Raw genomic sequence first — 20,199 nt, forward strand, 5'->3', positions numbered from 1 at the left:
GGGCTACGCGGGGGCGGCCGCTTCGGCCGCCCCCGTTCCCGTACCCGCGCTCGTGCCCGACTCGGTACCGGGGCCGGTCCGGGCCCCGACGACCGCCGGGTTCGTCTCCGGGAGCAGCGCGAAGCAGACCAGGCTGAGCAGCGCGATCGCGCTCAGGTACACGGCGACGCCCCACGGCGGACCGGAACCGTCCGCCAGCGCCGTCGCCACGATCGGGGTCAGCGCGCCGCCCAGCACCCCGCCCAGGTTGTAGCCCACGGCCGCGCCCGTGCAGCGGATCCGCGGGGCGTACAGCTCCGGCAGGTACGCGCCCACCACCGCGAACATCGTCACCATGCCCAGCAGCCCGCCGAGGCAGCCCAGTGTCATCAGCAGCGGGTCCCCGGTGCGCAGCAACGCGATGAACGGGAACATCCAGACCAGGCAGAGCGCGCAGCCGGCCAGGCAGAGCGGCCGCCGGCCGTGGCGGTCGCCGAGCACGGCCATCACCGGGGTCATCAGGCCCTTGAGTGCGACGGCCGCCATGATGCAGGCCAGCATCACCGTCCGGTCCACGCGGAGGTGCTCGGTCGCGTACGCGAGGGACCAGGTGGTGACCGCGTAGAAGACCGCGTACCCGATGGACAGGGCCCCGCCGGTCAGCAGGAGCAGCCGCCAGTGCCCGCGCACCACCTCGGACAGCGGGGCGTCGGAGCGCCGGCCGGTCTCGGCGAGGGCGCGGAACTGGGGGGTCTCCTCCACCGAGCGGCGCAGCCACAGCCCGGCGAGGGCCAGTACGCCCGCCGCCCAGAACGGGACGCGCCAGCCCCAGGAGGCGAACTGCCCGTCGGTCAGCGTCGCGGACAGGGTGAGGGTCATGCCGTTGGCCAGCAGGAAGCCCACCGCCGGGCCGGCCTGCGGGAAGCTCGCCCACAGCCCGCGCCGCTGCTCGGGGGCGTGCTCGGCGGTCAGCAGGACCGCGCCGCCCCACTCACCGCCGAGGCCGAGCCCCTGCAGGAAGCGCAGCACCAGCAGCAGGAGGGGCGCTGCCATGCCGATCGTCGCGTACGTCGGCACGCAGCCGACCGCCACCGTGGCGAGGCCCGTGAGCAGCAGGGAGGCGAGCAGGACCGGGCGCCGCCCGTAGCGGTCGCCGATGTGGCCGAAGACCACCGAGCCCAGCGGGCGGGCGAGGAAGCCGACGCCGAACGTGCCGAAGGCGGCGAGGGTCCCGGCGAGCGGGGAGAAGGACGGGAAGAAGAGCGGGCCGAGCACGAGGGCGGCGGCCGTGCCGTAGACGAAGAAGTCGTAGAACTCGATGGCCGTTCCGGCGAGCGAGGCCGAGGCCAGTCGCAGCATCGAGGGGGAGCGGGGAACGACGGGGAGAGGGAGGGCGGGGGAGGGGTCTTGTTGCATGATGCAGCAATTACCCCGCCCCACACCCCCAGGACGTGCGTTCGGTCATCTTCGACCGGAAGGAGTGCTTCCTGTCACGGTGTTGACCGGGACCGGACGGGTGTTACCAGCCGCGCTCGCGCCATTCGGCCAGGTGCGGCCGCTCCGCGCCGAGCGTGGTGTCGTTGCCGTGCCCCGGGTAGACCCAGGTCTCGTCCGACAGCTGCCCGAAGAGCTTCGTCTCCACGTCGTCGATGAGGCTGGCAAAGGCCTTCGGGTCGTTGTTGGTGTTGCCGACGCCGCCCGGGAAGAGGCAGTCCCCGGTGAACACGTGCGCGTGCCCGTGCGGGTCGTCGTAGATCAGGGCGATCGAGCCGGGGGTGTGTCCGACCAGGTGGCGGGCGGTCAGCGTGACCCGCCCCACCTGGATCGTGTCCCCGTCCGCCACGGGCACGGCGGTGGCCACCGGGATGCCCTCGACGTCGTCGGCGCCCGCATAGGTGCGGGCGCCGGTCGCCTCGACCACGGCCTGGAGCGCGCCCCAGTGGTCGCCGTGCCGGTGCGTCGTGACGACGGACGCGATGCCGTCGTCGCCGATCAGGTGCAGCAGGGTCGCCGGCTCCGCGGCCGCGTCGATCAGCAGCTGCTCGTCGGTGGCCCGGCAGCGCAGCAGGTACGCGTTGTTGTTCATGGGGCCCACCGCGACCTTGGAAATCATCAGGTCCGGGAGTTCGTGCACGTCGGCCGGACCGCCGACCTTGACCGCTCCGCTGTACGTCATGTCCTGATCCTAGAGCGGGGGGAGGGCCGGGAGGAGGCCGCCGACGACAGTGAGGTGTGCGCCCTTGTCCCCGCGCCCGGCCAGCCAGCCGAGGAGCTCGGCCCCGGTGCCGACCAGGGTGACCGGGCCGCCCTCGGCGCCGCCGGTGTGCCACGTGGAACCGCTGCCGTCACCCTCGACCTGCAGGGTCACCGGGGGCACCTCGGGGCGCCCGGACCAGCGGTCGGCGAGGAAGGCGATCTCGCGCCCGGTGAACTCCTCCGGGAGGTCGGAGAGCTCGTAGCCGATGTTCAGGTCGACGTGGTGCAGCTCGACCTCGACGAGGCGGCGGAAGGGCACGTTCGAGGCCAGGTCGGTGACCCCGTTCCGCAGCTCGACGGTGCGCGACCAGTCCTGGTCCAGCCCGGTCTGCGCCAGGAAGCCGGCGTGGGTCTCGCGCACGTCGGCGAGCTGGACGTCCAGCGGGCGCGGGGCGTCGCGCTCGATGTCGGAGTCGCGGGCCTCGGCGCTCGCGTACATCGGGCGGCCCGCGAAGACGTTGACGAGGGCGTCCGCGTTGCGCGCGAGGTGGGCCAGTACGTGGCCGCGGGTCCAACCCGGGAGGTGTGACTCCTCGGCCAGGGCGGCGTTGTCCAGTTTCGCGACCGCGGTCAGCAGTCGGTCCGTGGCTTCACGTACAGATTGCAGGTCGTGCACATGATCAGTCATGGATCCGAGCCTAGTGCCGAGGTGCCCCGACCACACGAACGGGTGAAGCCGTCCGGGGAGTGCCGTAAATCGAATGCGCGTGCTATACGCTCGAAGTCCAAGCTCTCTTCCCCGTTGCAGAGGCGCCCCCCATACCCTGGGACGGGGGCCCGTGCCCCCGCTCTCTCAAGAAAGGTGCGGACCGGCGTGACCGACCGTCTCATCGTTCGTGGCGCTCGCGAGCACAACCTCAAGAACGTCTCGCTCGACCTGCCCCGCGACTCACTCATCGTCTTCACCGGACTCTCCGGTTCGGGCAAGTCCTCCCTGGCCTTCGACACGATCTTCGCCGAGGGCCAGCGCCGCTACGTCGAGTCGCTCTCGTCGTACGCCCGCCAGTTCCTGGGGCAGATGGACAAGCCCGACGTGGACTTCATCGAGGGGCTCTCGCCGGCCGTCTCGATCGACCAGAAGTCGACCTCGCGCAACCCGCGCTCGACGGTCGGCACCATCACCGAGGTCTACGACTACCTCCGCCTGCTCTTCGCGCGCATCGGCAAGCCCCACTGCCCCGAGTGCCGCCGCCCGATCTCGCGCCAGTCGCCGCAGGCGATCGTCGACAAGGTGCTCGCGCTCCCCGAGGGCAGCCGCTTCCAGGTGCTCTCGCCACTGGTGCGCGAGCGCAAGGGCGAGTTCGTCGACCTCTTCTCCGACCTCCAGACCAAGGGCTACAGCCGGGCGCGGGTGGACGGGGAGACCATCCAGCTCTCCGAGCCGCCCACGCTGAAGAAGCAGGAGAAGCACACGATCGAGGTGGTCATCGACCGTCTCACCGTCAAGGACAGCGCCAAGCGTCGGCTCACCGACTCCGTGGAGACCGCCCTCGGCCTCTCCGGCGGCATGGTGATCCTGGACTTCGTCGACCTCGCCGAGGACGACCCCGAGCGTGAGCGGATGTACTCCGAGCACCTCTACTGCCCGTACGACGACCTGTCCTTCGAGGAGCTGGAGCCGCGCTCCTTCTCGTTCAACTCGCCCTTCGGCGCCTGCCCCGAGTGCACCGGTATCGGTACGCGCATGGAGGTGGACCCGGAGCTGATCGTCCCCGACGAGGACAAGTCCCTGGACGAGGGCGCGGTCTCCCCGTGGTCCCTCGGCCACACCAAGGACTACTTCCAGCGGCTGATCGGCGCGCTCGCCGGCGAGCTGGGCTTCCGTACGGACATCCCGTGGGCCGGGCTGCCGCTGCGGGCGAAGAAGGCCCTGCTGTACGGGCACAAGACGCAGATCGAGGTCCGCTACCGCAACCGGTACGGGAGGGAGCGGGCGTACACGACGGCCTTCGAGGGCGCCGTGCCGTTCGTCAAGCGCCGGCACTCCGAGTCCGAGAGCGACGCCAGCCGCGAGCGCTTCGAGGGCTACATGCGCGAGGTGCCCTGCCCGACCTGTGAGGGCACCCGGCTCAAGCCGATCGTGCTCGCGGTGACGGTGATGGAGAAGTCCATCGCCGAGGTCGCCGCGATGTCGATCAGCGAGTGCGCGGACTTCCTCGGGCGGATGAAGCTCGACTCCCGCGACAAGAAGATCGCCGAGCGGGTCCTGAAGGAGGTCAACGAGCGGCTCCGCTTCCTCGTCGACGTCGGCCTGGACTACCTCTCGCTGAACCGCGCCGCCGGCACCCTGTCGGGCGGCGAGGCCCAGCGCATCCGCCTCGCCACCCAGATCGGCTCCGGCCTGGTCGGCGTGCTGTACGTACTGGACGAGCCCTCCATCGGCCTGCACCAGCGGGACAACCACCGGCTGATCGAGACGCTGGTGCGGCTGCGGGACATGGGCAACACCCTGATCGTCGTCGAGCACGACGAGGACACGATCAAGGTGGCCGACTGGGTCGTGGACATCGGCCCGGGCGCCGGCGAGCACGGCGGCAAGGTCGTGCACAGCGGCTCGCTGAAGGAGCTGCTGAAGAACGGCGACTCGATGACCGGGCAGTACCTGTCCGGGAAGCGGTCCATCGCGGTGCCGGACATCCGCCGGCCCGTCAACGGGGACCGGAGGCTGACCGTCCACGGCGCCAAGGAGAACAACCTGCGGGACATCGACGTGTCCTTCCCGCTGGGCGTGCTCACGGCGGTGACGGGCGTGTCGGGGTCGGGCAAGTCGACGCTGGTCAACGACATCCTGTACACGCACCTGGCACGTGAGCTGAACGGCGCCCGCTCGGTGCCGGGACGGCACACGCGGGTGGACGGGGACGACCTCGTCGACAAGGTCGTGCATGTCGACCAGTCGCCGATCGGCCGGACCCCGCGGTCGAACCCGGCGACGTACACGGGCGTCTTCGACCACGTGCGCAAGCTCTTCGCGGAGACGATGGAGGCGAAGGTGCGCGGCTACCTGCCGGGCCGCTTCTCCTTCAACGTGAAGGGCGGCCGGTGCGAGAACTGCTCCGGCGACGGCACCATCAAGATCGAGATGAACTTCCTGCCGGACGTGTACGTCCCGTGCGAGGTCTGCCACGGCGACCGGTACAACCGGGAGACGCTGGAGGTCCACTACAAGGGCAAGTCCATCGCCGAGGTCCTGAACATGCCGATCGAGGAGGCGCTGGACTTCTTCGAGGCGGTGCCGACGATCGCACGGCACCTGCGGACGCTGAACGAGGTCGGGCTGGGGTACGTCCGGCTCGGCCAGTCGGCGCCGACGCTGTCGGGCGGTGAGGCGCAGCGCGTGAAGCTGGCGTCCGAGCTGCAGAAGCGGTCGACGGGGCGGACGGTGTACGTGCTGGACGAGCCGACGACGGGTCTGCACTTCGAGGACATCTCGAAGCTGATCAAGGTGCTGTCGGGGCTGGTGGACAAGGGCAACTCGGTGATCGTCATCGAGCACAACCTGGACGTCATCAAGACCGCGGACTGGGTCATCGACATGGGCCCGGAGGGCGGTTACGGGGGCGGTCTGGTGGTCGCCGAGGGCACGCCGGAGCAGGTTGCGTCGGTGGGCGCGAGCCACACGGGCAAGTTCCTGCGGGACATCCTGGGGGCGGAGCGGGTCTCTGACGCCGCGTCGCTCGTGGCCCCGCCGAAGAAGACCGCCGCGAAGCGGACTGCCGCCAAGAAGGCGGCAGCTCCGGCGAAGAAGGCCGCGGCCCCGGCCAAGAAGGCGACGACCCGGGCTCGCAAGGCCTGACCGCCGCGCCGTGCTTCGACGGAGGGGACCCGGCCGCCGGCCGGGTCCCCTCCTCCGTGCAGGGTTCGGCCCCTGCCCGCCCTTGCGCCCTCGCCCGGGCGGCTCCACCCCCGTGGGGGCCGCCCGCGCAAGGGCCCGCCGGGGTCAGGCCGCCACGCCCACCGCCCGGCCCGCGGTCGCCGGGTCCGTCAGCGACGCCAGCAGGGCGTCCGCGACATCCGCGCGGGAGATGGTCCGGGCGTTCGGGACATTGGCGCCGATGACCCGGCGGTAGCCGGTGCGCGGCTTGTTCAGGAGGCGGGGTGGGCGGATCACCGTCCAGTCGGTGCCGCTCGCGCGGATCGCCGCCTCCATGACCGCCAGGTCCGCGTACAGATCGCGCAGGGCCCGGCGGAGCAGGGGGAGGAAGACCCTTCGGGCCATGAACCCGTCGGTCTCCACGTCCGGCCCGACCGGGGCCGCGCTCACCGCCGCGAGGCGGCTCACCCCCGCCCGGTCCATCGCCGATACGACGGCCCGCAGCGCCGGCCCGGTGACCGGCGCGAGCCGGGCCTGCTTGTTGCTCGCCGAGCCCAGCGCGGAGATCACTGCCGACCGGCCCGCAAGGACCGGGAGCAGCGCGTCCTCGTCCGTCAGATCGCGCACCACGGCCACTTGGAGGCGGTCGTGCGCCGGCACGCCCAGCCGGGCGGGGTCGCGGACCACTGCCGTCACCTCGTGGCCCGCGTCGAGTGCCTGTCGGACGACCTCGCGTCCGACACCGCCCGTGGCTCCGAACACCGTCAGTTTCATCGCCGGCTCCCGTCCAAAGGTGGGTGAGCATTCACTCACCCCTTCTTCCGCTAGGGTGAGTGAATGCTCACCCCGAAGTCAAGCCGGCCCACGCCCGAGCGGCTCCTCGACGCCGCCGAGACGCTCATGCGCACCATCGGCCTCGCCAACACCACCACCAAGGCCATCGCCCGTGAGGCCGGCTGCTCGGAGGCCGCGCTCTACAAGCACTACGCGAACAAGGAGGAGCTCTTCGTGCGCGTCCTCATGGAGCGCACCCCCAACGCCGGGCCGCTCATGGCCGAGCTCGCCGGCGATCACGACGAGCGCTCCGTCGAGGAGGCGCTCACCGCGATCGCCCGCCACGCCTCGCTCTTCTACGCCGACGCCATGCCCATGGCCGCCTCGCTCTTCGCCGAGCCCGCCCTGCTGACCCGGCACCGCGAGGGCGTCCAGGAGATCGGCACCGGCCCCCACGTCGTCCGCGACGCCCTGACCGGCCGGCTGCGCCGCGAGCTCGAGCGGGGGCGGCTGCGCCCCGACGCCGATCCGGAGGCGGCGGCCGAGCTGCTGCTCGGCGCCTGCTTCCAGCGGGCCTTCTTCCTGCACTTCTCGGGCCCGGAGGTGGTCCGGCCCGTCGAGGAGTTCGCCCCCGCCGTGGCCCGGACCCTGTGGGCGGCTATCCGCTGAGCTCCGCCGCGTACGGCGGCTCCGCGCCCGCCCGGGTGCACGTCAGCGCCGCCGTGTGGGCCGCGTAGGCCAGCACGCCGGGCCAGTCCACCGGGCCGCCGGCCGGATTCGCCGGACCCGACAGGCGGTGCAGCAGGGCCGCGTTGACCGTGTCGCCCGCGCCGATCGTGTCCGCCACGGCGACCCGGCGGGCCGCCGCCGTGTACTCCGCGCCCTCCCGGGTCCGGACCGTCAGCCCCTGCGCACCCCGGGTCAGCACCACCGCCGAGGGCCCCGCCGCCAGCCAGTCCGAGACCCGCCCGCCCAGCCACCGGGCGTCCTCCTCCGACAGCTTGAGGACGGACACGTACGGCAGCCAGCCCAGGAACCGGGCCCGGTACGCCACCGGATCCGCGATCAGCGCCGGGCGGATGTTGGGGTCCAGCAGCGTCAGCACCCCGCGCCCGGACTCCCGGCGCAGCAGGGCCTCGTACGCGCTCGCTCCCGGCTCCAGGGCGAGGGAGCAGGTCCCGAGCGCCAGAGCCCGGGTGCCCGCGGGGAGCGCCTCGGGCAGGGTGAACAGCCGGTCGGCCGTGCCCTCCACGTAGAAGCCGTACGCCGCCGAGCCGTCCGGTGCCAGCGAGGGCACGGCGAGGGTGGTGGGCTCCGGCCCGCGCTGGACCAGCGAGAGGTCCACCCCGGCAGCGTGCAGCCCGGACAGGAGGCTCTCGCCGAAGCCGTCCGTCGAGACCCGGGAGCAGAAGGCGACCTCCGCACCGAGCCGGCCCAGCGCGAGGGCGGTGTTGTACGGCCCCCCGCCCGGCCGCGGCACGAGCGCGCCCGGCGGCTGCGCCACGGGCACGAGGTCGATCAGGGCTTCTCCACCGACGACGATCACGCGGGGGAAGGTATCCCATCGGGCGGCGGAACCGGGCGGCGGTATCGTCGGGGGGCCCAGCAGAACCTCTCGTGCCAGGAGAACCGCATGTCCGCGTCGCAGCCCGCCGCCCGCCGTACCGTGCTCAAGGGCGCCGCCGCGATCGTCGGAGCCGTCGGTGGCGGGGCGGCGCTCGCGGCCTGCTCCACCGAGAGCAACAGCGGCTCCGGCTCCCCTGCGGTCCCGGCCGCCCCGGTGGAGCTCGGCGCCGCGTCCGAGGTCCCGGTCGGCGGGTCGAAGCTGTTCCGGGAGGAGAAGGTGGTCGTCAGCTGCCCGGCGGAGGGCCAGTACAAGGCGTTCAGCGCCCAGTGCACGCACGCCGGCTGCGTCCTGGACAAGATCGACGACGGCGAGGGCAACTGCCCCTGCCACGGCAGCCGCTTCGACGTGACGACCGGCAAGGTGCTGCGCGGCCCGGCCGCCCACCCGCTGCCCGCCGTCCCGGTCAGGGCCGAGGGCGGCAAGCTCATCGCGGGCTGAGCCAAGGGCCGGGACCGCCCTTAGGTCGTGTCGTCAAAGTCCCGTCTGGCTGGCGGGGTCTGGCACGCACGCTCGCCGCGTTGTCGTCGGTCAACGACGTCCCCCAGCTACCGCTGGGAGGTGCCCCCACCGCGTCGCTTCCCTCCTCCGCCTTGCGAGCGCACGCGCCAGACCCCGCCAGCCCCGCCCTTCCGGGCGGCCGACGCTACTTTGACGACACTCCCTAGGCCCAGTCCCAGGCGATCCCCAGCAGTCCGCGCCGGACCCCCGGCTCCACCAGGTGCACGGCCCGGTGGCGTCCGCTCGGCGTCAGGTCCGCCAGCCCGCTGCGCGGCGCCCCGGGTCCGGACCGGCTGAACCGCCGGCAGCGCACCGGCAGCGCCGCCTCGTCGAAGCGGACCTGGAGCACGTACTGCCCGCCGCTGTAGCTGAACCCGCGGACGTACTCGGTGCAGCGGCCGCCGCTCCCGTCCTCGAAGCCGTACCCGAAGACGTACGTGTCCCCGGCGCGCAGCCGGGCGTCGAAGAGCAGCTCGGCGACCAGCACCTCGGCCTCACGGTGCCAGCGGACGCGTCCGGTCCGGCAGTTCTCGTCCGCCCGGACGCGGACCCGGGCCGGGTCGCAGCCGGGGTCGCCGTGGTGGACGGCGAGGTACCGGTCGACCCCGTCGCGGTGGGCCCGTACGACGTGCTGCGACTCGCGGCCCAGCAGCTCGCCGCCCGCCCCGATCCGGACCCGCTCGTGGTGGCCGACGGTGTGCAGGCCGCCGTCGGCGGGCAGTTCCATGCCGGCCAGCAGCCCCTCCACGGCCGCGCCGACGCTGACCAGGGCCCGGTACGAGCGGGCCGGCGGGCGGACCGTCTCGGGCCCGGCGCCCTCCGGGGCGGCGAGCAGCCGCAGCAGGGTGCCCTCGGGCAGTTCCAGGATCTGCTCCAGGGCCCGTACAGCCTTCAGTGACTCGGGGCGGCGCGGCCGGCGGGCGCCCTGCTGCCAGTAACTGAGGCTGGTCACACCGAGCTTGATGCCGCGGGCCGCGAGGTGGTGCTGGACGCGGTGCAGGGGCAGGCCGCGGGCGGTGAGGGCGGCGCGCAGCGCGAGATGGAAGGGGCCGGCGCGGAGCAGGTGGCCCAGCTCCTGGGCGGCCCCTTGTGCGCTTTCCCGCGTGCTCTCCCCGGTCACGGCTCCTCCTGTGAACATTCACGCGCGGTGGGGCGGGAGAGCTCGGCGGTGGCAGCCGGGGTCCAGGTGAAAGGACGGCAGTCGTTCACACTGCGGTCCCGCCGTTCACACTGCAATGTCACCGCGTATTGAAGCCTGTTGACCTGATCGCGACAACACCCTGATGCTCGGCGCAGCGTCCGGACGCGCTCCTCCATCCCCAACCTCCCCGGCCCCACCCGGGGAGATCCCCACACGGGAGGAACGCGATGCGCAACCGAAACCGGCGGCGGCTTTCCCTGGCCGCCGTCCTCACCGCCGTGCTCTTCGCCCTGCCCACCGCTGCCGCCACCGCTGCCCCCACGAGCGATGCCGGCACCGACTCCGCCCTGGCGTACAAGCGCCTGAACATCACCATGCAGGCCCAGCAGAAGACCAACTGGTGCTGGGCCGCGAGCGGCAACACCATCGCCACCTGGTTCGGCCGCAACTACACCCAGAACCAGTTCTGCAACGCCGCCTTCAACCGTCAGCAGGGCTACGACTGCCCGAACAGCCAAGCCACCCTCGGCAACGTCCAGACCGCCCTGAACTGGGCCGGCATCAACTCCGGCTCGTATGTGAACGGCTGGCTCCGCTACACCACCGTGCAGAGCGAGATCGACGCGAACCGGCCGGTCGAGACCCGGATCCAGTGGTCCGACGGCGGCGGCCACATGCACGTCATCTACGGCTACGACACGGCCAACAGCTGGGTCTACTGGGGCGATCCGTGGCCGTCCAGCGACCGCTACAACTGGGCCTCGCACGCCTGGTACGTGGACAACAGCACCTTCTCCTGGACCCACTCGCTCTACCGGATCGGGGCGTGACCGCCATGACCGCCGTGACCGTCATGACCAAGCGCGCCGCTGCCGCGGTTCTCGCCGCGACCGCCGTCGCCCTCGTCGGCGTAGCGGCCCCGCCGGCCTCGGCGGCCCCCGTACCGCAGCCGCAGTCCGTCACCGCCGAGACCAGGGCCGCAGCCGCGCAGGCGGCCGCCGCCCCCGACACCCTGGCCACGCTCTCCCGCTTCTTCGCCCGCGAGGGCAAGGTCGCGCCGGATGCGGCCCGGCCGCGGGTCGAGGGCGAGGTGATACCGGTCAGCTACCTGTCCCCGGACTTCGTGGCGGGCAAGGCCGGGGCAAGCGTGGCCCGGCTGGAGTTCCTCGCCGCCAAGGCGGTCTCCTCGGACGGGCAGCAGGCCGCGCTGTGGACCGCCCGGACCGATGCGGGGTGGCAGGTCGTGAACATCGCCACCGGCGACGACGAATTCCGCTACGCGCAGATGGGCTCCGCGAAGCTGCCGGGCGGGACGGTGTTCCGGGAACCGCAGATCGACGCCTGGTACGTGGCCGGGGGGAGCCGGGTGCTGCCGCTGGACGAGGATGCCGAGCGTGCCGTCGGGGCGGGGGGTACCAGCCTTGCCGCGTACCGGTCGCGGGTGACGCGGGCGTACGGGGACAAGTTGCCGGGGTCGGCGTATGCGGAGGGGGGTAAGGCGGGTGGCTACTCGGCGTCCGCCGACGACGGGGGCACGCCGGTAGCGGCCGGGGCCGTCGCGGGCGGTCTTGCGCTCGGGGCGCTCGGGGTGGTCGCCGTGCGGCGGTCGCGGCGGGGCCGCGCGATGGCCTGACCCGTCGGGTTCGCGCCCGCCGGGGCGCGGCCGGCAGGACCCGGGCGGCCCGCCGGCCGTCCGGGCCCTGCGGGTGCGTGCTCCCCGCCCCGCCCTTCTCCCTCCCCCGGCTACCGCTGGGAGGTGCCCCCAACCGGGGCTGCGCCCCGGACCCCCGTGCGGGTGCGGCGCCGTTGGCGGGGGCCGGCCCCCACGCCCCCGCGCCTCGAACGCCGGCGGGGTGGGGTGGGCTGGGGTGGGCACGGTGTACGGGGGTTGTCGGTGGGCGGAAGTAGGGTGGTTGGCATGGCCGACCCTTCCAGCTACCGTCCCGCGCCGGGGCAGATTCCCGACTCCCCGGGTGTCTACCGATTCCGCGACGAGCACCGCCGGGTGATCTACGTCGGGAAGGCCAAGAGCCTGCGGCAGCGGCTGGCCAACTACTTCCAGGACCTCGCCGGGCTGCATCCCCGTACCGCCACCATGGTGACCACGGCCGCCTCCGTCGAGTGGACCGTCGTCTCCACCGAGGTCGAGGCGCTGCAGCTCGAGTACTCCTGGATCAAGGAGTACGACCCCCGGTTCAACGTCAAGTACCGGGACGACAAGAGCTACCCCTCCCTCGCCGTGACGATGAACGAGGAGTACCCGAGGGTTCAGGTCATGCGGGGGCCCAAGAAGAAGGGTGTGCGGTACTTCGGGCCCTATGGGCATGCCTGGGCGATTCGCGAGACCGTCGACCTCATGCTGCGGGTGTTCCCCGTGCGGACCTGCTCCGCCGGGGTGTTCAAGCGCTCCGCGCAGATCGGCCGGCCCTGCCTGCTCGGCTACATCGGCAAGTGCTCCGCGCCCTGTGTCGGCCGGGTCACCCCCGAGGAGCACCGCGAACTCGCCGAGGATTTCTGCGACTTCATGGCAGGGCGGACCGGGACGTACCTCTCCCGGCTCGAGCGGCAGATGCACGAGGCCGCCGAGGAGATGGAGTACGAGAAGGCCGCCCGGCTGCGCGACGACATAGGGGCGCTGCGCCGGGCCATGGAGAAGAACGCCGTCGTCCTCGCCGATGCCACGGATGCCGATCTCATCGCCGTCGCCGAGGACGAGCTCGAAGCGGCCGTGCAGATCTTCCACGTCCGCGGCGGGCGCGTGCGCGGGCAGCGCGGCTGGGTCACCGACAAGGTGGAGGCCGTGGACACCGCCGGGCTGGTCGAGCACGCCCTCCAGCAGCTCTACGGGGAGGAGAGCGGGGAGAGCGTGCCCAAGGAGGTGCTCGTTCCGGCGCTGCCCGAGGACGCGCCCGCGCTGGGCGAGTGGCTCGCGGAGCGGCGTGGTTCCCTGGTCAGCCTGCGCATTCCGCAGCGCGGGGACAAGAAGGCGCTGATGGAGACCGTCCACCGCAACGCGCAGCAGTCCCTGGCCCTGCACAAGACCAAGCGCGCGAGCGACCTCACCACCCGCTCCCGGGCCCTGGAGGAGATCGCCGAGGCGCTCGAGCTGGACAGCGCGCCGCTGCGCATCGAGTGCTTCGACATCTCGCACCTCCAGGGCGACGACGTGGTGGCCTCGATGGTCGTCTTCGAGGACGGGCTGGCGCGCAAGGGCGAGTACCGGCGCTTCCAGATCAAGTCGTTCGAGGGGCAGGACGATGTCCGGTCCATGCACGAGGTGGTGTCCCGGCGCTTCCGCCGGTACCTCCAGGAGAAGCTGAAGACGGGGGAGTGGTCCCCGGAGGACGGGGAGGACCCGCTCGCCGAGGACGACGGGCGGCCCAAGCGCTTCGCGTACCCGCCCCAGCTCGTCGTGGTCGACGGCGGGCAGCCGCAGGTGGCCGCCGCGAAGCGGGCCCTGGAGGAGCTCGGCATCGACGACGTGGCCGTGTGCGGGCTGGCCAAGCGGCTGGAGGAGGTCTGGCTGCCCGGCGAGGACGACCCGGTCGTGCTGCCCCGCACCAGCGAGGGCCTCTACCTGCTCCAGCGGGTACGTGACGAAGCCCACCGGTTCGCCATCCAGTACCAGCGGAACAAGCGCGGAAAACGGCTCAAGGCGGGCCCGCTCGACGAGGTGCCCGGTCTCGGGGAAAGCCGCAGGCAGGCCCTGGTCAAGCACTTCGGTTCGGTGAAAAAGCTGAGACAGGCGACAATCGACCAGATCTGCGAGGTCCCGGGCATAGGCCGTAAGACGGCCGAGACCGTGGCCGCGGCGCTCGCCCGGTCGGTTCCCGCCGGTCCTGCCGTCAACACGGCGACAGGAGAGATCATTGAGGATGAGACCCCGCCCCCGCGGGTGGGGGCACCTCCCAGCGGCAGCTGGGGGACATCGTCCGAACGGGGGACCGAGCAATGACCGAGCGCGAGACCGAGCAGACGACCGGCGAGATGACCGACCACACGACCGAGCACGACCGAGACGGAGCACAGGTGAGTACCGGCACGACAGCGGAGCCCGGAGACACCGCCGAGGCGGCCATCCCCGAGCTGGTGATCATCTCCGGGATGTCCGGGGCCGGCCGCAGTACGGCGGCCAAGTGTCTGGAGGACCTCGGCTGGTTCGTCGTCGACAACCTCCCGCCGGCGCTGATCCCCACCATGGTGGAGCTCGGTGCCCGCTCGCAGGGCAACGTGGCGCGCATCGCCGTCGTCGTCGACGTCCGCGGCCGCCAGTTCTTCGACGCCCTGCGCGAGTCCCTCTCCGACCTCGACAGCAAGGGCGTCACCCGGCGCATCGTCTTCCTGGAGTCCTCCGACGACGCGCTGGTCCGCCGCTTCGAGTCGGTCCGCCGCCCGCACCCCCTCCAGGGCGACGGCCGCATCACCGACGGCATCGCCGCCGAGCGCGACCTGCTGCGCGAGCTGCGCGGCGACGCCGACCTGGTCATCGACACCTCCAGCCTGAACGTGCACGAGCTGCGCGCGAAGATGGACGCCCAGTTCGCGGGCGACGAGGAGCCCGAGCTGCGGGCGACCGTCATGTCCTTCGGCTACAAGTACGGCCTCCCCGTCGACGCCGACCTCGTCGTCGACTGCCGCTTCATCCCGAACCCGCACTGGGTCCCCGAGCTGCGCCCCTTCACCGGCCTCAACCCGGAGGTGTCGGGCTACGTCTTCAGCCAGCCCGGCGCCAAGGAGTTCCTCGACCGCTACACCGAGCTGCTCCAGCTCATCGCCACCGGCTACCGCCGCGAGGGCAAGAGGTACGTGACCATCGCGGTCGGCTGCACTGGCGGCAAGCACCGCAGCGTGGCCATGTCCGAGAAGCTCGCCGCCCGCCTCGCCTCCGAGGGAGTCGAGACCGTCGTAGTCCACCGGGACATGGGGCGCGAGTGACCGCACGGACCCCGCGGCTGAGCCGCCTGCGCCGCCTCACCCCGGGACGGGGCGAGGACGGCGCGGGCCGCTCCGGCCGCTCCGGCCGCCGGCGCGGAGCCACCCCGAAGGTGGTGGCGCTCGGCGGCGGCCAGGGCCTGTCGGCCTCCCTCGCCGCCCTGCGCCGCATCACCGGTGACCTCACCGCGGTGGTCACCGTCGCCGACGACGGCGGTTCCAGCGGCCGGCTCCGGGAGGAGCTCGGCGTACTGCCGCCCGGCGACCTGCGCAAGGCGCTGGCCGCGCTGTGCGGGGACGACGACTGGGGCCAGACCTGGGCCCGGGTCATCCAGCACCGCTTCCAGTCCGAGGGCGATCTGCACGGGCACGCGGTCGGCAACCTGCTGATCGTCGCCCTGTGGGAACAGCTCGGCGACCCCGTCCAGGCCCTCGACCTGGTCGGGAAACTGCTCGGCGCCCAGGGCCGCGTCCTGCCGATGTCGGCGGTGCCGCTGGAGCTCCAGGCGCTGGTCCGCGGCCACGATCAGACCCGCCCGGGCGAGGTCGACACCGTCCGGGGGCAGGCCACGGTGGCCACCACCCCCGGCGAGGTGCTCTCCGTACAGGTCGTGCCCGGCGATCCGCCGGCCGTGCCGGAGGCCGTCGCGGCGGTCCTGGACGCGGACTGGGTGGTGCTCGGTCCGGGATCCTGGTTCTCCTCCGTGATCCCGCACCTGCTGGTGCCGGAATTGCTCGACGCGCTGATCGAGACCAAGGCCCGGCGGGTCCTCTCGCTGAACCTCGCGCCGCAGCCCGGTGAAACAGAGGGCTTCTCTCCGCAGCGTCATTTGGAGGTTTTGGCCCGACACGCCCCTAAACTCGCCCTGGACGTGGTGCTGGCCGACGAGGCCGCCGTGCCCGACCGCGAGTCCCTCGCCGATGCCGCAAAACGGTTCGGTGCCGCGGTCGAGCTGGCGCCGGTTGCCAGGGAAGACGGCTCTCCGAAGCATGATCCGGAGCTGCTCGCCGCCGCGTACGACCGTATTTTTCGGATGCATGGAAGGATCGGCCCATGGCGATGACGCCTGCGGTGAAGGATGAGATCTCCCGCCTGCCCGTCACCCGGACCTGCTGCAGGAAGGCGGAGGTCTCGGCGATCCTTCGGTTCGCGGGCGGGCTGCACCTGGTGAGCGGCCGCATCGTCATCGAGGCGGAGCTGGACACGGGGATCGCGGCCAGACGCCTGCGCAAGGACATCCTGGAGATCTTCGGCCATTCGTCGGACCTGGTGGTCATGGCTCCCGGCGGCCTGCGCCGCGGCAGCCGGTACGTCGTCCGGGTCGTGGCCGGCGGCGACCAGCTGGCGCGCCAGACGGGCCTCGTGGACGGCCGCGGCCGTCCCATCCGCGGTCTCCCCCCGCAGGTCGTCTCCGGGGCCACCTGCGACGCCGAGGCGGCCTGGCGCGGTGCCTTCCTGGCCCACGGCTCGCTCACCGAGCCGGGCCGGTCCTCCTCCCTGGAGGTGACCTGCCCCGGTCCGGAGGCCGCCCTGGCCCTGGTGGGTGCCGCCCGCCGGCTCTCCATCGCCGCCAAGGCGCGCGAGGTGCGCGGGGTGGACCGGGTCGTGGTCCGCGACGGCGACGCCATCGGCGCCCTGCTGACCCGGCTCGGTGCGCACGAGTCGGTGCTGGCCTGGGAGGAGAGGCGGATGCGGCGCGAGGTGCGCGCCACCGCCAACCGCCTCGCCAACTTCGACGACGCCAACCTGCGCCGCTCGGCGCGGGCCGCGGTGGCCGCCGGAGCCCGGGTCCAGCGTGCCCTGGAGATCCTCGGGGAAGAGGTGCCCGAGCACCTCGCCGCGGCCGGCCGGCTGCGCATGGAGCACAAGCAGGCCTCCCTCGAGGAGCTGGGCGCGCTCGCCGACCCGCCGCTGACCAAGGACGCGGTCGCGGGCCGGATCCGCCGCCTGCTGGCGATGGCCGACAAGCGGGCCCAGGACCTCGGCATCCCGGGCACCGAGTGCAACCTCAGCGAGGACCTGGCCGACAACATGGCCGGCTAGCCGCGCCTCGTCCCGTACGCCGCAAGGGGGCCCGCACGTCACACGTGCGGGCCCCTTTGAGACACGCCCCATTGACATGAGCATCGCCTGATCGTGAGCCTGTCGTCCGAACGCTTTCGTGGCAGACGACGCCCAGGGGGGCACATGAGGCACCGCGCGAGATCGATCCTCGCCGCAAGCGCACTCGTCTTCGGAACCACACTGGCCGTCCTCCCGGCGGCCCACGCCCTGCCCGCAGCGGACGCCGCACCCGGCGCCGACGAGGTACGGGTCTACGACGCGGACGTCACCAAGGAGCAGATCCCGCTCCTCCTCGCCGCGGGCCAGGACGCCCACGAGCTCACCGAACGCGCCCCGGAGACCGGGACCGCCAAGGTCGAGCTGTTCCTCACCGGCGGCCAGGCCAAGGAGCTCGCCGGCCGTGGCGTCAAGCTGGCCGAGCACAAGGTCCCCGCGGGCGCGGCCCGATCCCAGGCCGCCGGCGACGGGGTCTTCCGCCCGTACAGCGGCAAGGGCGGCCTCCAGGAGGAGATCCTCAAGACCGCCCAGGCCAACCCGGGCCTCGCCAAGGTGGTCTCCATCGGCAAGACCGTCCAGGGCAAGGACATCCTCGCCCTGAAGGTCACCAAGAACGCCCGCACGGCCAAGGATGGCGACAAGCCGTCCGTGCTCTACATGTCCAACCAGCACGCCCGGGAGTGGATCACTCCGGAGATGACCCGGCGGCTGATGCACCACACCCTCGACAACTACGGCAAGGACCAGCGGATCACCAAGCTGGTGGACTCCACCGAGCTGTGGTTCCTGCTGTCCGCCAACCCGGACGGGTACGACTACACGCACTCCCCCGACGGCAACCGGCTGTGGCGCAAGAACCTGCACGACAACAACGGCGACGGCAAGATCACCACCGGTGACGGCGTCGACCTCAACCGGAACTTCGCCTACAAGTGGGGCTACGACAACGAGGGTTCCTCACCGAACCAGTCGAGCGAGACCTACCGGGGCACCAAGGCGTCCTCCGAGCCGGAGACCGTCGCCCTCGACAAGTTCGAGAAGCGCATCGGCTTCAAGTACGCGATCAACTACCACTCCGCCGCCGAGCTGCTGCTCTACGGCGTGGGCTGGCAGGTGGCCACCCCGACCCCGGACGACGTCGCCTACAAGGCCCTCGCCGGCACCCCGGAGAACTCCGCGATCCCGGGCTACTACCCGCAGGTCTCCTCGGAGCTCTACACCACCAACGGCGAGGCCGACGGCCACGCCGCCAACGTCAACGGCGTCATGATGTTCACGCCGGAGATGACCACCTGCCAGACGGCCTCCGCGAGCGACCCGAACGACCGGTGGAAGCCCGAGGACTGCCGGTCCGGCTTCAATTTCCCGGACGACGAGAAGCTCATCCAGGCGGAGTTCGCGAAGAACATCTCCTTCGCGCTCGCCGTCGGCGAGAGCGCCGCCCACCCGGACCAGCCGAAGTCCCCCGTGGGCCTGAGCGCCGCGGACTTCACCCCGGACCCCTTCACCACCTCCTACGTGGCCAAGGGCGAGGACCAGACGGTCGCCGTCACCGCCCGCAAGGCGCTGAAGGACAAGCAGCTCAAGTTCCGCATCAACGGCGGCCGCACGCACGACGACGGGCTCAAGGCCTGGAAGGGCGGCGACGTCTACGGCGGCGAGGACAACAACTGGTTCGACGAGTACCGGGCCAAGGTCGACGGCGCCAGGCCCGGCGACAAGGTCGAGGTCTGGTTCACCGGCCGCGACCGCTCCGGCAAACAGGTCTCCAGCGAGCACTTCACGTACACGGTGGCCGCGCGGCCGCGGGCCGACGTGCTGGTGATCGCGGAGGAGGGCGCCAAGGCCCAGCATGCGCAGGAGTACGTCGACGCCCTGCGCGCCAACGGGAAGTCCGCGGCGGTCTGGGACGTGGCGGTGCAGGGCGTCCCGCACCACCTCGGCGTGCTGTCCCACTTCCGTACGGCCGTGCACTACACGGGCGCCAAGACGCCCGGCGGCGACACCCAGCTCGCCGTGCGCGACTTCCTCAACGAGGGCGGCAAGCTGATCGAGGCCGGCGAGCTCGCGGGCGGCAACGCCCAGGTCGGCCGCGCCGTGACCGACGACTTCAGCCAGTACTACCTCGGCGCCTACAGCCGTACGAGTGCGAGCGGAGCCACCGGCTTCACCGGTACGGGTGCCCTCGTCGGCGCCAAGGGCGGCCTGGGCGACGCGGCGGGCAACCCGTTCAATGCCCCCGGCTCCTACGCGGTCACCTCCGACTCCCTGCCGGCGGCGCAGTTCCCGCAGTTCAAGAGCGCGCAGGCGGGCCAGTACGCCGGGGTCGTGAACCCGTACGCCCCCTACTCCGGCGCCGGGATGGCCGCGGCCACCCACGAGGACGACGAGTGGAAGCGGCTGACCCGCACGGTCGATCTGACCAAGGTCACGGCCGCCGACAAGCCGCAGCTCAAGATGGCCCTCAACTGGAACACCGAACAGGGCTACGACCACGCGGTGCTCGAGGCCCACACGGCCGGCGCGGAGGACTGGACCACGCTGCCCGAGGCGGGCGGCCTGAGCGGCACCGCCGTCCCGACGGAGTGCGAGGCCGGCTTCTTCGTCAACGGCCACCCGTTCCTGCGCCACTACCTCACCCTCGACAGCGCCGGCTGCGCCGCCCAGGGCACGAGCGGCTCCTGGAACAGCTTCACCGGCTCGTCCGACGGCTGGAAGCAGGTCTCCTTCGACCTGAGCGCGTACGCGGGCAAGACCGTCGAGGTCTCCCTCTCGTACGTCTCGGACGGCGGCGCCGGCGGCCGGGGCGTGTTCGCGGACGAGGCGCGCGTCTCGGCCGGCGGGGCCGACCAGGCCGTGGAGGGATTCGAGACCTCGCTGGGGGCCTGGACCGCTCAGAGTGCACCTGCCGGAAGCCCCGCGGTTGCGGGCGATTGGTCCCGGTCCGGGGAGCTGTTCAAGTCGTACGCGTCGGTCACTACGCGTAACACGGTGCTCCTCGGCTTCGGCCTCGAACACCTGCCGGCGGCGGCGGACCGAGCCGTACTCGTCGGTAAGGCGCTCAGGTCGCTACACCACTGATCATACGAGCCCCCGTCGCTCACGCTGCGTGACGA

16 protein-coding genes are annotated in these 20,199 nt (G+C 72.1%); 10 read left to right on the forward strand and 6 right to left on the reverse strand.

Going from position 1 to position 20,199, the window contains the following annotated elements; translation table 11 throughout:
* Positions 1–3: 3 nt before the first annotated feature.
* The 3 genes from OHT74_RS28610 to OHT74_RS28620 all read right to left on the reverse strand — a co-directional run bounded on the left by OHT74_RS28610 (position 4) and on the right by OHT74_RS28620 (position 2,863).
* Entirely contained in the window at positions 4–1,338 is a 1,335-nt protein-coding gene (locus OHT74_RS28610) for an MFS transporter (protein WP_266673127.1), read from the reverse strand.
* Between the two features lie 160 nt (positions 1,339–1,498).
* Positions 1,499–2,155, reverse strand: a complete 657-nt coding sequence (locus tag OHT74_RS28615; RefSeq protein ID WP_266668144.1) for an MBL fold metallo-hydrolase — start codon at positions 2,153–2,155, stop codon at positions 1,499–1,501.
* Positions 2,156–2,164: 9 nt separating this feature from the next.
* The gene (locus OHT74_RS28620; protein ID WP_328621791.1) at positions 2,165–2,863 is read right to left on the reverse strand and encodes a maleylpyruvate isomerase family mycothiol-dependent enzyme; all 699 of its coding nucleotides are present in this window, start codon (positions 2,861–2,863) and stop codon (positions 2,165–2,167) included.
* A 186-nt stretch (positions 2,864–3,049) separates the two neighbouring features.
* Between OHT74_RS28620 and uvrA the strand changes: the two genes are divergently transcribed.
* A complete protein-coding gene (gene uvrA, locus OHT74_RS28625; RefSeq protein WP_328621792.1) occupies positions 3,050–6,031 on the forward strand; it encodes an excinuclease ABC subunit UvrA in 2,982 nt (993 codons plus the stop codon).
* A gap of 144 nt (positions 6,032–6,175) precedes the next feature.
* Here the strand turns inward: uvrA and OHT74_RS28630 are convergent, their stop codons facing one another.
* Entirely contained in the window at positions 6,176–6,823 is a 648-nt protein-coding gene (locus tag OHT74_RS28630) for an NAD(P)-dependent oxidoreductase (protein ID WP_266668151.1), read from the reverse strand.
* Positions 6,824–6,886: 63 nt separating this feature from the next.
* Here OHT74_RS28630 and OHT74_RS28635 point away from each other — a divergent pair, with 63 nt between their 5' ends.
* Positions 6,887–7,492: a TetR/AcrR family transcriptional regulator gene (locus tag OHT74_RS28635; RefSeq protein WP_266668153.1), complete on the forward strand. Its 606-nt coding sequence runs from the start codon at positions 6,887–6,889 to the stop codon at positions 7,490–7,492.
* Here the strand turns inward: OHT74_RS28635 and OHT74_RS28640 are convergent.
* Complete coding sequence (locus OHT74_RS28640; protein ID WP_328621793.1) at positions 7,482–8,369, reverse strand: carbohydrate kinase family protein; 888 nt, start codon at positions 8,367–8,369, stop codon at positions 7,482–7,484. The genes OHT74_RS28635 and OHT74_RS28640 overlap by 11 nt on opposite strands.
* 87 nt (positions 8,370–8,456) lie before the next feature.
* Here OHT74_RS28640 and OHT74_RS28645 point away from each other — a divergent pair, with 87 nt between their 5' ends.
* Complete coding sequence (locus tag OHT74_RS28645; protein WP_266668157.1) at positions 8,457–8,888, forward strand: Rieske (2Fe-2S) protein; 432 nt, start codon at positions 8,457–8,459, stop codon at positions 8,886–8,888.
* Positions 8,889–9,111: 223 nt separating this feature from the next.
* Here OHT74_RS28645 and OHT74_RS28650 read toward each other — a convergent pair whose 3' ends face one another.
* Positions 9,112–10,068, reverse strand: coding sequence for a hypothetical protein (locus tag OHT74_RS28650; RefSeq protein WP_443047586.1), 957 nt, complete (start codon positions 10,066–10,068; stop codon positions 9,112–9,114).
* Between the two features lie 248 nt (positions 10,069–10,316).
* On the opposite strand from OHT74_RS28650, the gene OHT74_RS28655 reads away from it, so the two are divergent.
* The 7 genes from OHT74_RS28655 to OHT74_RS28685 all read left to right on the forward strand — a co-directional run bounded on the left by OHT74_RS28655 (position 10,317) and on the right by OHT74_RS28685 (position 20,164).
* Positions 10,317–10,919 carry a papain-like cysteine protease family protein gene (locus tag OHT74_RS28655; RefSeq protein ID WP_266668159.1) on the forward strand — a complete coding sequence of 201 codons (603 nt, stop codon included), beginning with the start codon at positions 10,317–10,319 and terminating at the stop codon, positions 10,917–10,919.
* A 5-nt stretch (positions 10,920–10,924) separates the two neighbouring features.
* Positions 10,925–11,722, forward strand: coding sequence for a hypothetical protein (locus OHT74_RS28660; protein WP_328623412.1), 798 nt, complete (start codon positions 10,925–10,927; stop codon positions 11,720–11,722).
* Positions 11,723–12,007: 285 nt separating this feature from the next.
* Positions 12,008–14,044 carry an excinuclease ABC subunit UvrC gene (uvrC, locus tag OHT74_RS28665; RefSeq protein WP_328621794.1) on the forward strand — a complete coding sequence of 679 codons (2,037 nt, stop codon included), beginning with the start codon at positions 12,008–12,010 and terminating at the stop codon, positions 14,042–14,044.
* A gap of 32 nt (positions 14,045–14,076) precedes the next feature.
* The gene (gene rapZ, locus OHT74_RS28670) at positions 14,077–15,024 is read left to right on the forward strand and encodes an RNase adapter RapZ (RefSeq protein ID WP_266633636.1); all 948 of its coding nucleotides are present in this window, start codon (positions 14,077–14,079) and stop codon (positions 15,022–15,024) included.
* Positions 15,021–16,085: a gluconeogenesis factor YvcK family protein gene (locus OHT74_RS28675; protein WP_266668163.1), complete on the forward strand. Its 1,065-nt coding sequence runs from the start codon at positions 15,021–15,023 to the stop codon at positions 16,083–16,085. Before rapZ ends, OHT74_RS28675 begins: the two co-directional genes overlap by 4 nt.
* The gene (gene whiA / locus OHT74_RS28680; protein ID WP_266668165.1) at positions 16,076–17,065 is read left to right on the forward strand and encodes a DNA-binding protein WhiA; all 990 of its coding nucleotides are present in this window, start codon (positions 16,076–16,078) and stop codon (positions 17,063–17,065) included. The genes OHT74_RS28675 and whiA overlap by 10 nt, the downstream gene beginning before the upstream one ends.
* Before the next feature lie 144 nt (positions 17,066–17,209).
* On the forward strand, positions 17,210–20,164 hold the full coding sequence (locus OHT74_RS28685; protein WP_328621795.1) for a M14 family metallopeptidase: 2,955 nt from the start codon (positions 17,210–17,212) through the stop codon (positions 20,162–20,164).
* The last annotated feature ends 35 nt before the right edge of the window (positions 20,165–20,199 follow it).

This window comes from Streptomyces sp. NBC_00354 (assembly GCF_036106915.1).
Taxonomy (GTDB): domain Bacteria; phylum Actinomycetota; class Actinomycetes; order Streptomycetales; family Streptomycetaceae; genus Streptomyces.

Excerpts from the sequence above, each read along its gene's own strand:
- OHT74_RS28615 (WP_266668144.1), bottom strand. The coding sequence starts at position 2,155 with ATGACGTACAGCGGAGCGGTCAAGGTCGGCGGTCCGGCCGACGTGCAC.
- OHT74_RS28630 (WP_266668151.1), bottom strand. The coding sequence starts at position 6,823 with ATGAAACTGACGGTGTTCGGAGCCACGGGCGGTGTCGGACGCGAGGTC.
- OHT74_RS28610 (WP_266673127.1), bottom strand. The coding sequence starts at position 1,338 with ATGCTGCGACTGGCCTCGGCCTCGCTCGCCGGAACGGCCATCGAGTTC.
- OHT74_RS28645 (WP_266668157.1), top strand. The coding sequence starts at position 8,457 with ATGTCCGCGTCGCAGCCCGCCGCCCGCCGTACCGTGCTCAAGGGCGCC.
- OHT74_RS28655 (WP_266668159.1), top strand. The coding sequence starts at position 10,317 with ATGCGCAACCGAAACCGGCGGCGGCTTTCCCTGGCCGCCGTCCTCACC.
- OHT74_RS28685 (WP_328621795.1), top strand. The coding sequence starts at position 17,210 with ATGAGGCACCGCGCGAGATCGATCCTCGCCGCAAGCGCACTCGTCTTC.
- rapZ (WP_266633636.1), top strand. The coding sequence starts at position 14,077 with ATGACCGACCACACGACCGAGCACGACCGAGACGGAGCACAGGTGAGT.
- whiA (WP_266668165.1), top strand. The coding sequence starts at position 16,076 with ATGGCGATGACGCCTGCGGTGAAGGATGAGATCTCCCGCCTGCCCGTC.
- OHT74_RS28635 (WP_266668153.1), top strand. The coding sequence starts at position 6,887 with ATGCTCACCCCGAAGTCAAGCCGGCCCACGCCCGAGCGGCTCCTCGAC.
- OHT74_RS28660 (WP_328623412.1), top strand. The coding sequence starts at position 10,925 with ATGACCGCCGTGACCGTCATGACCAAGCGCGCCGCTGCCGCGGTTCTC.
- uvrC (WP_328621794.1), top strand. The coding sequence starts at position 12,008 with ATGGCCGACCCTTCCAGCTACCGTCCCGCGCCGGGGCAGATTCCCGAC.
- OHT74_RS28620 (WP_328621791.1), bottom strand. The coding sequence starts at position 2,863 with ATGACTGATCATGTGCACGACCTGCAATCTGTACGTGAAGCCACGGAC.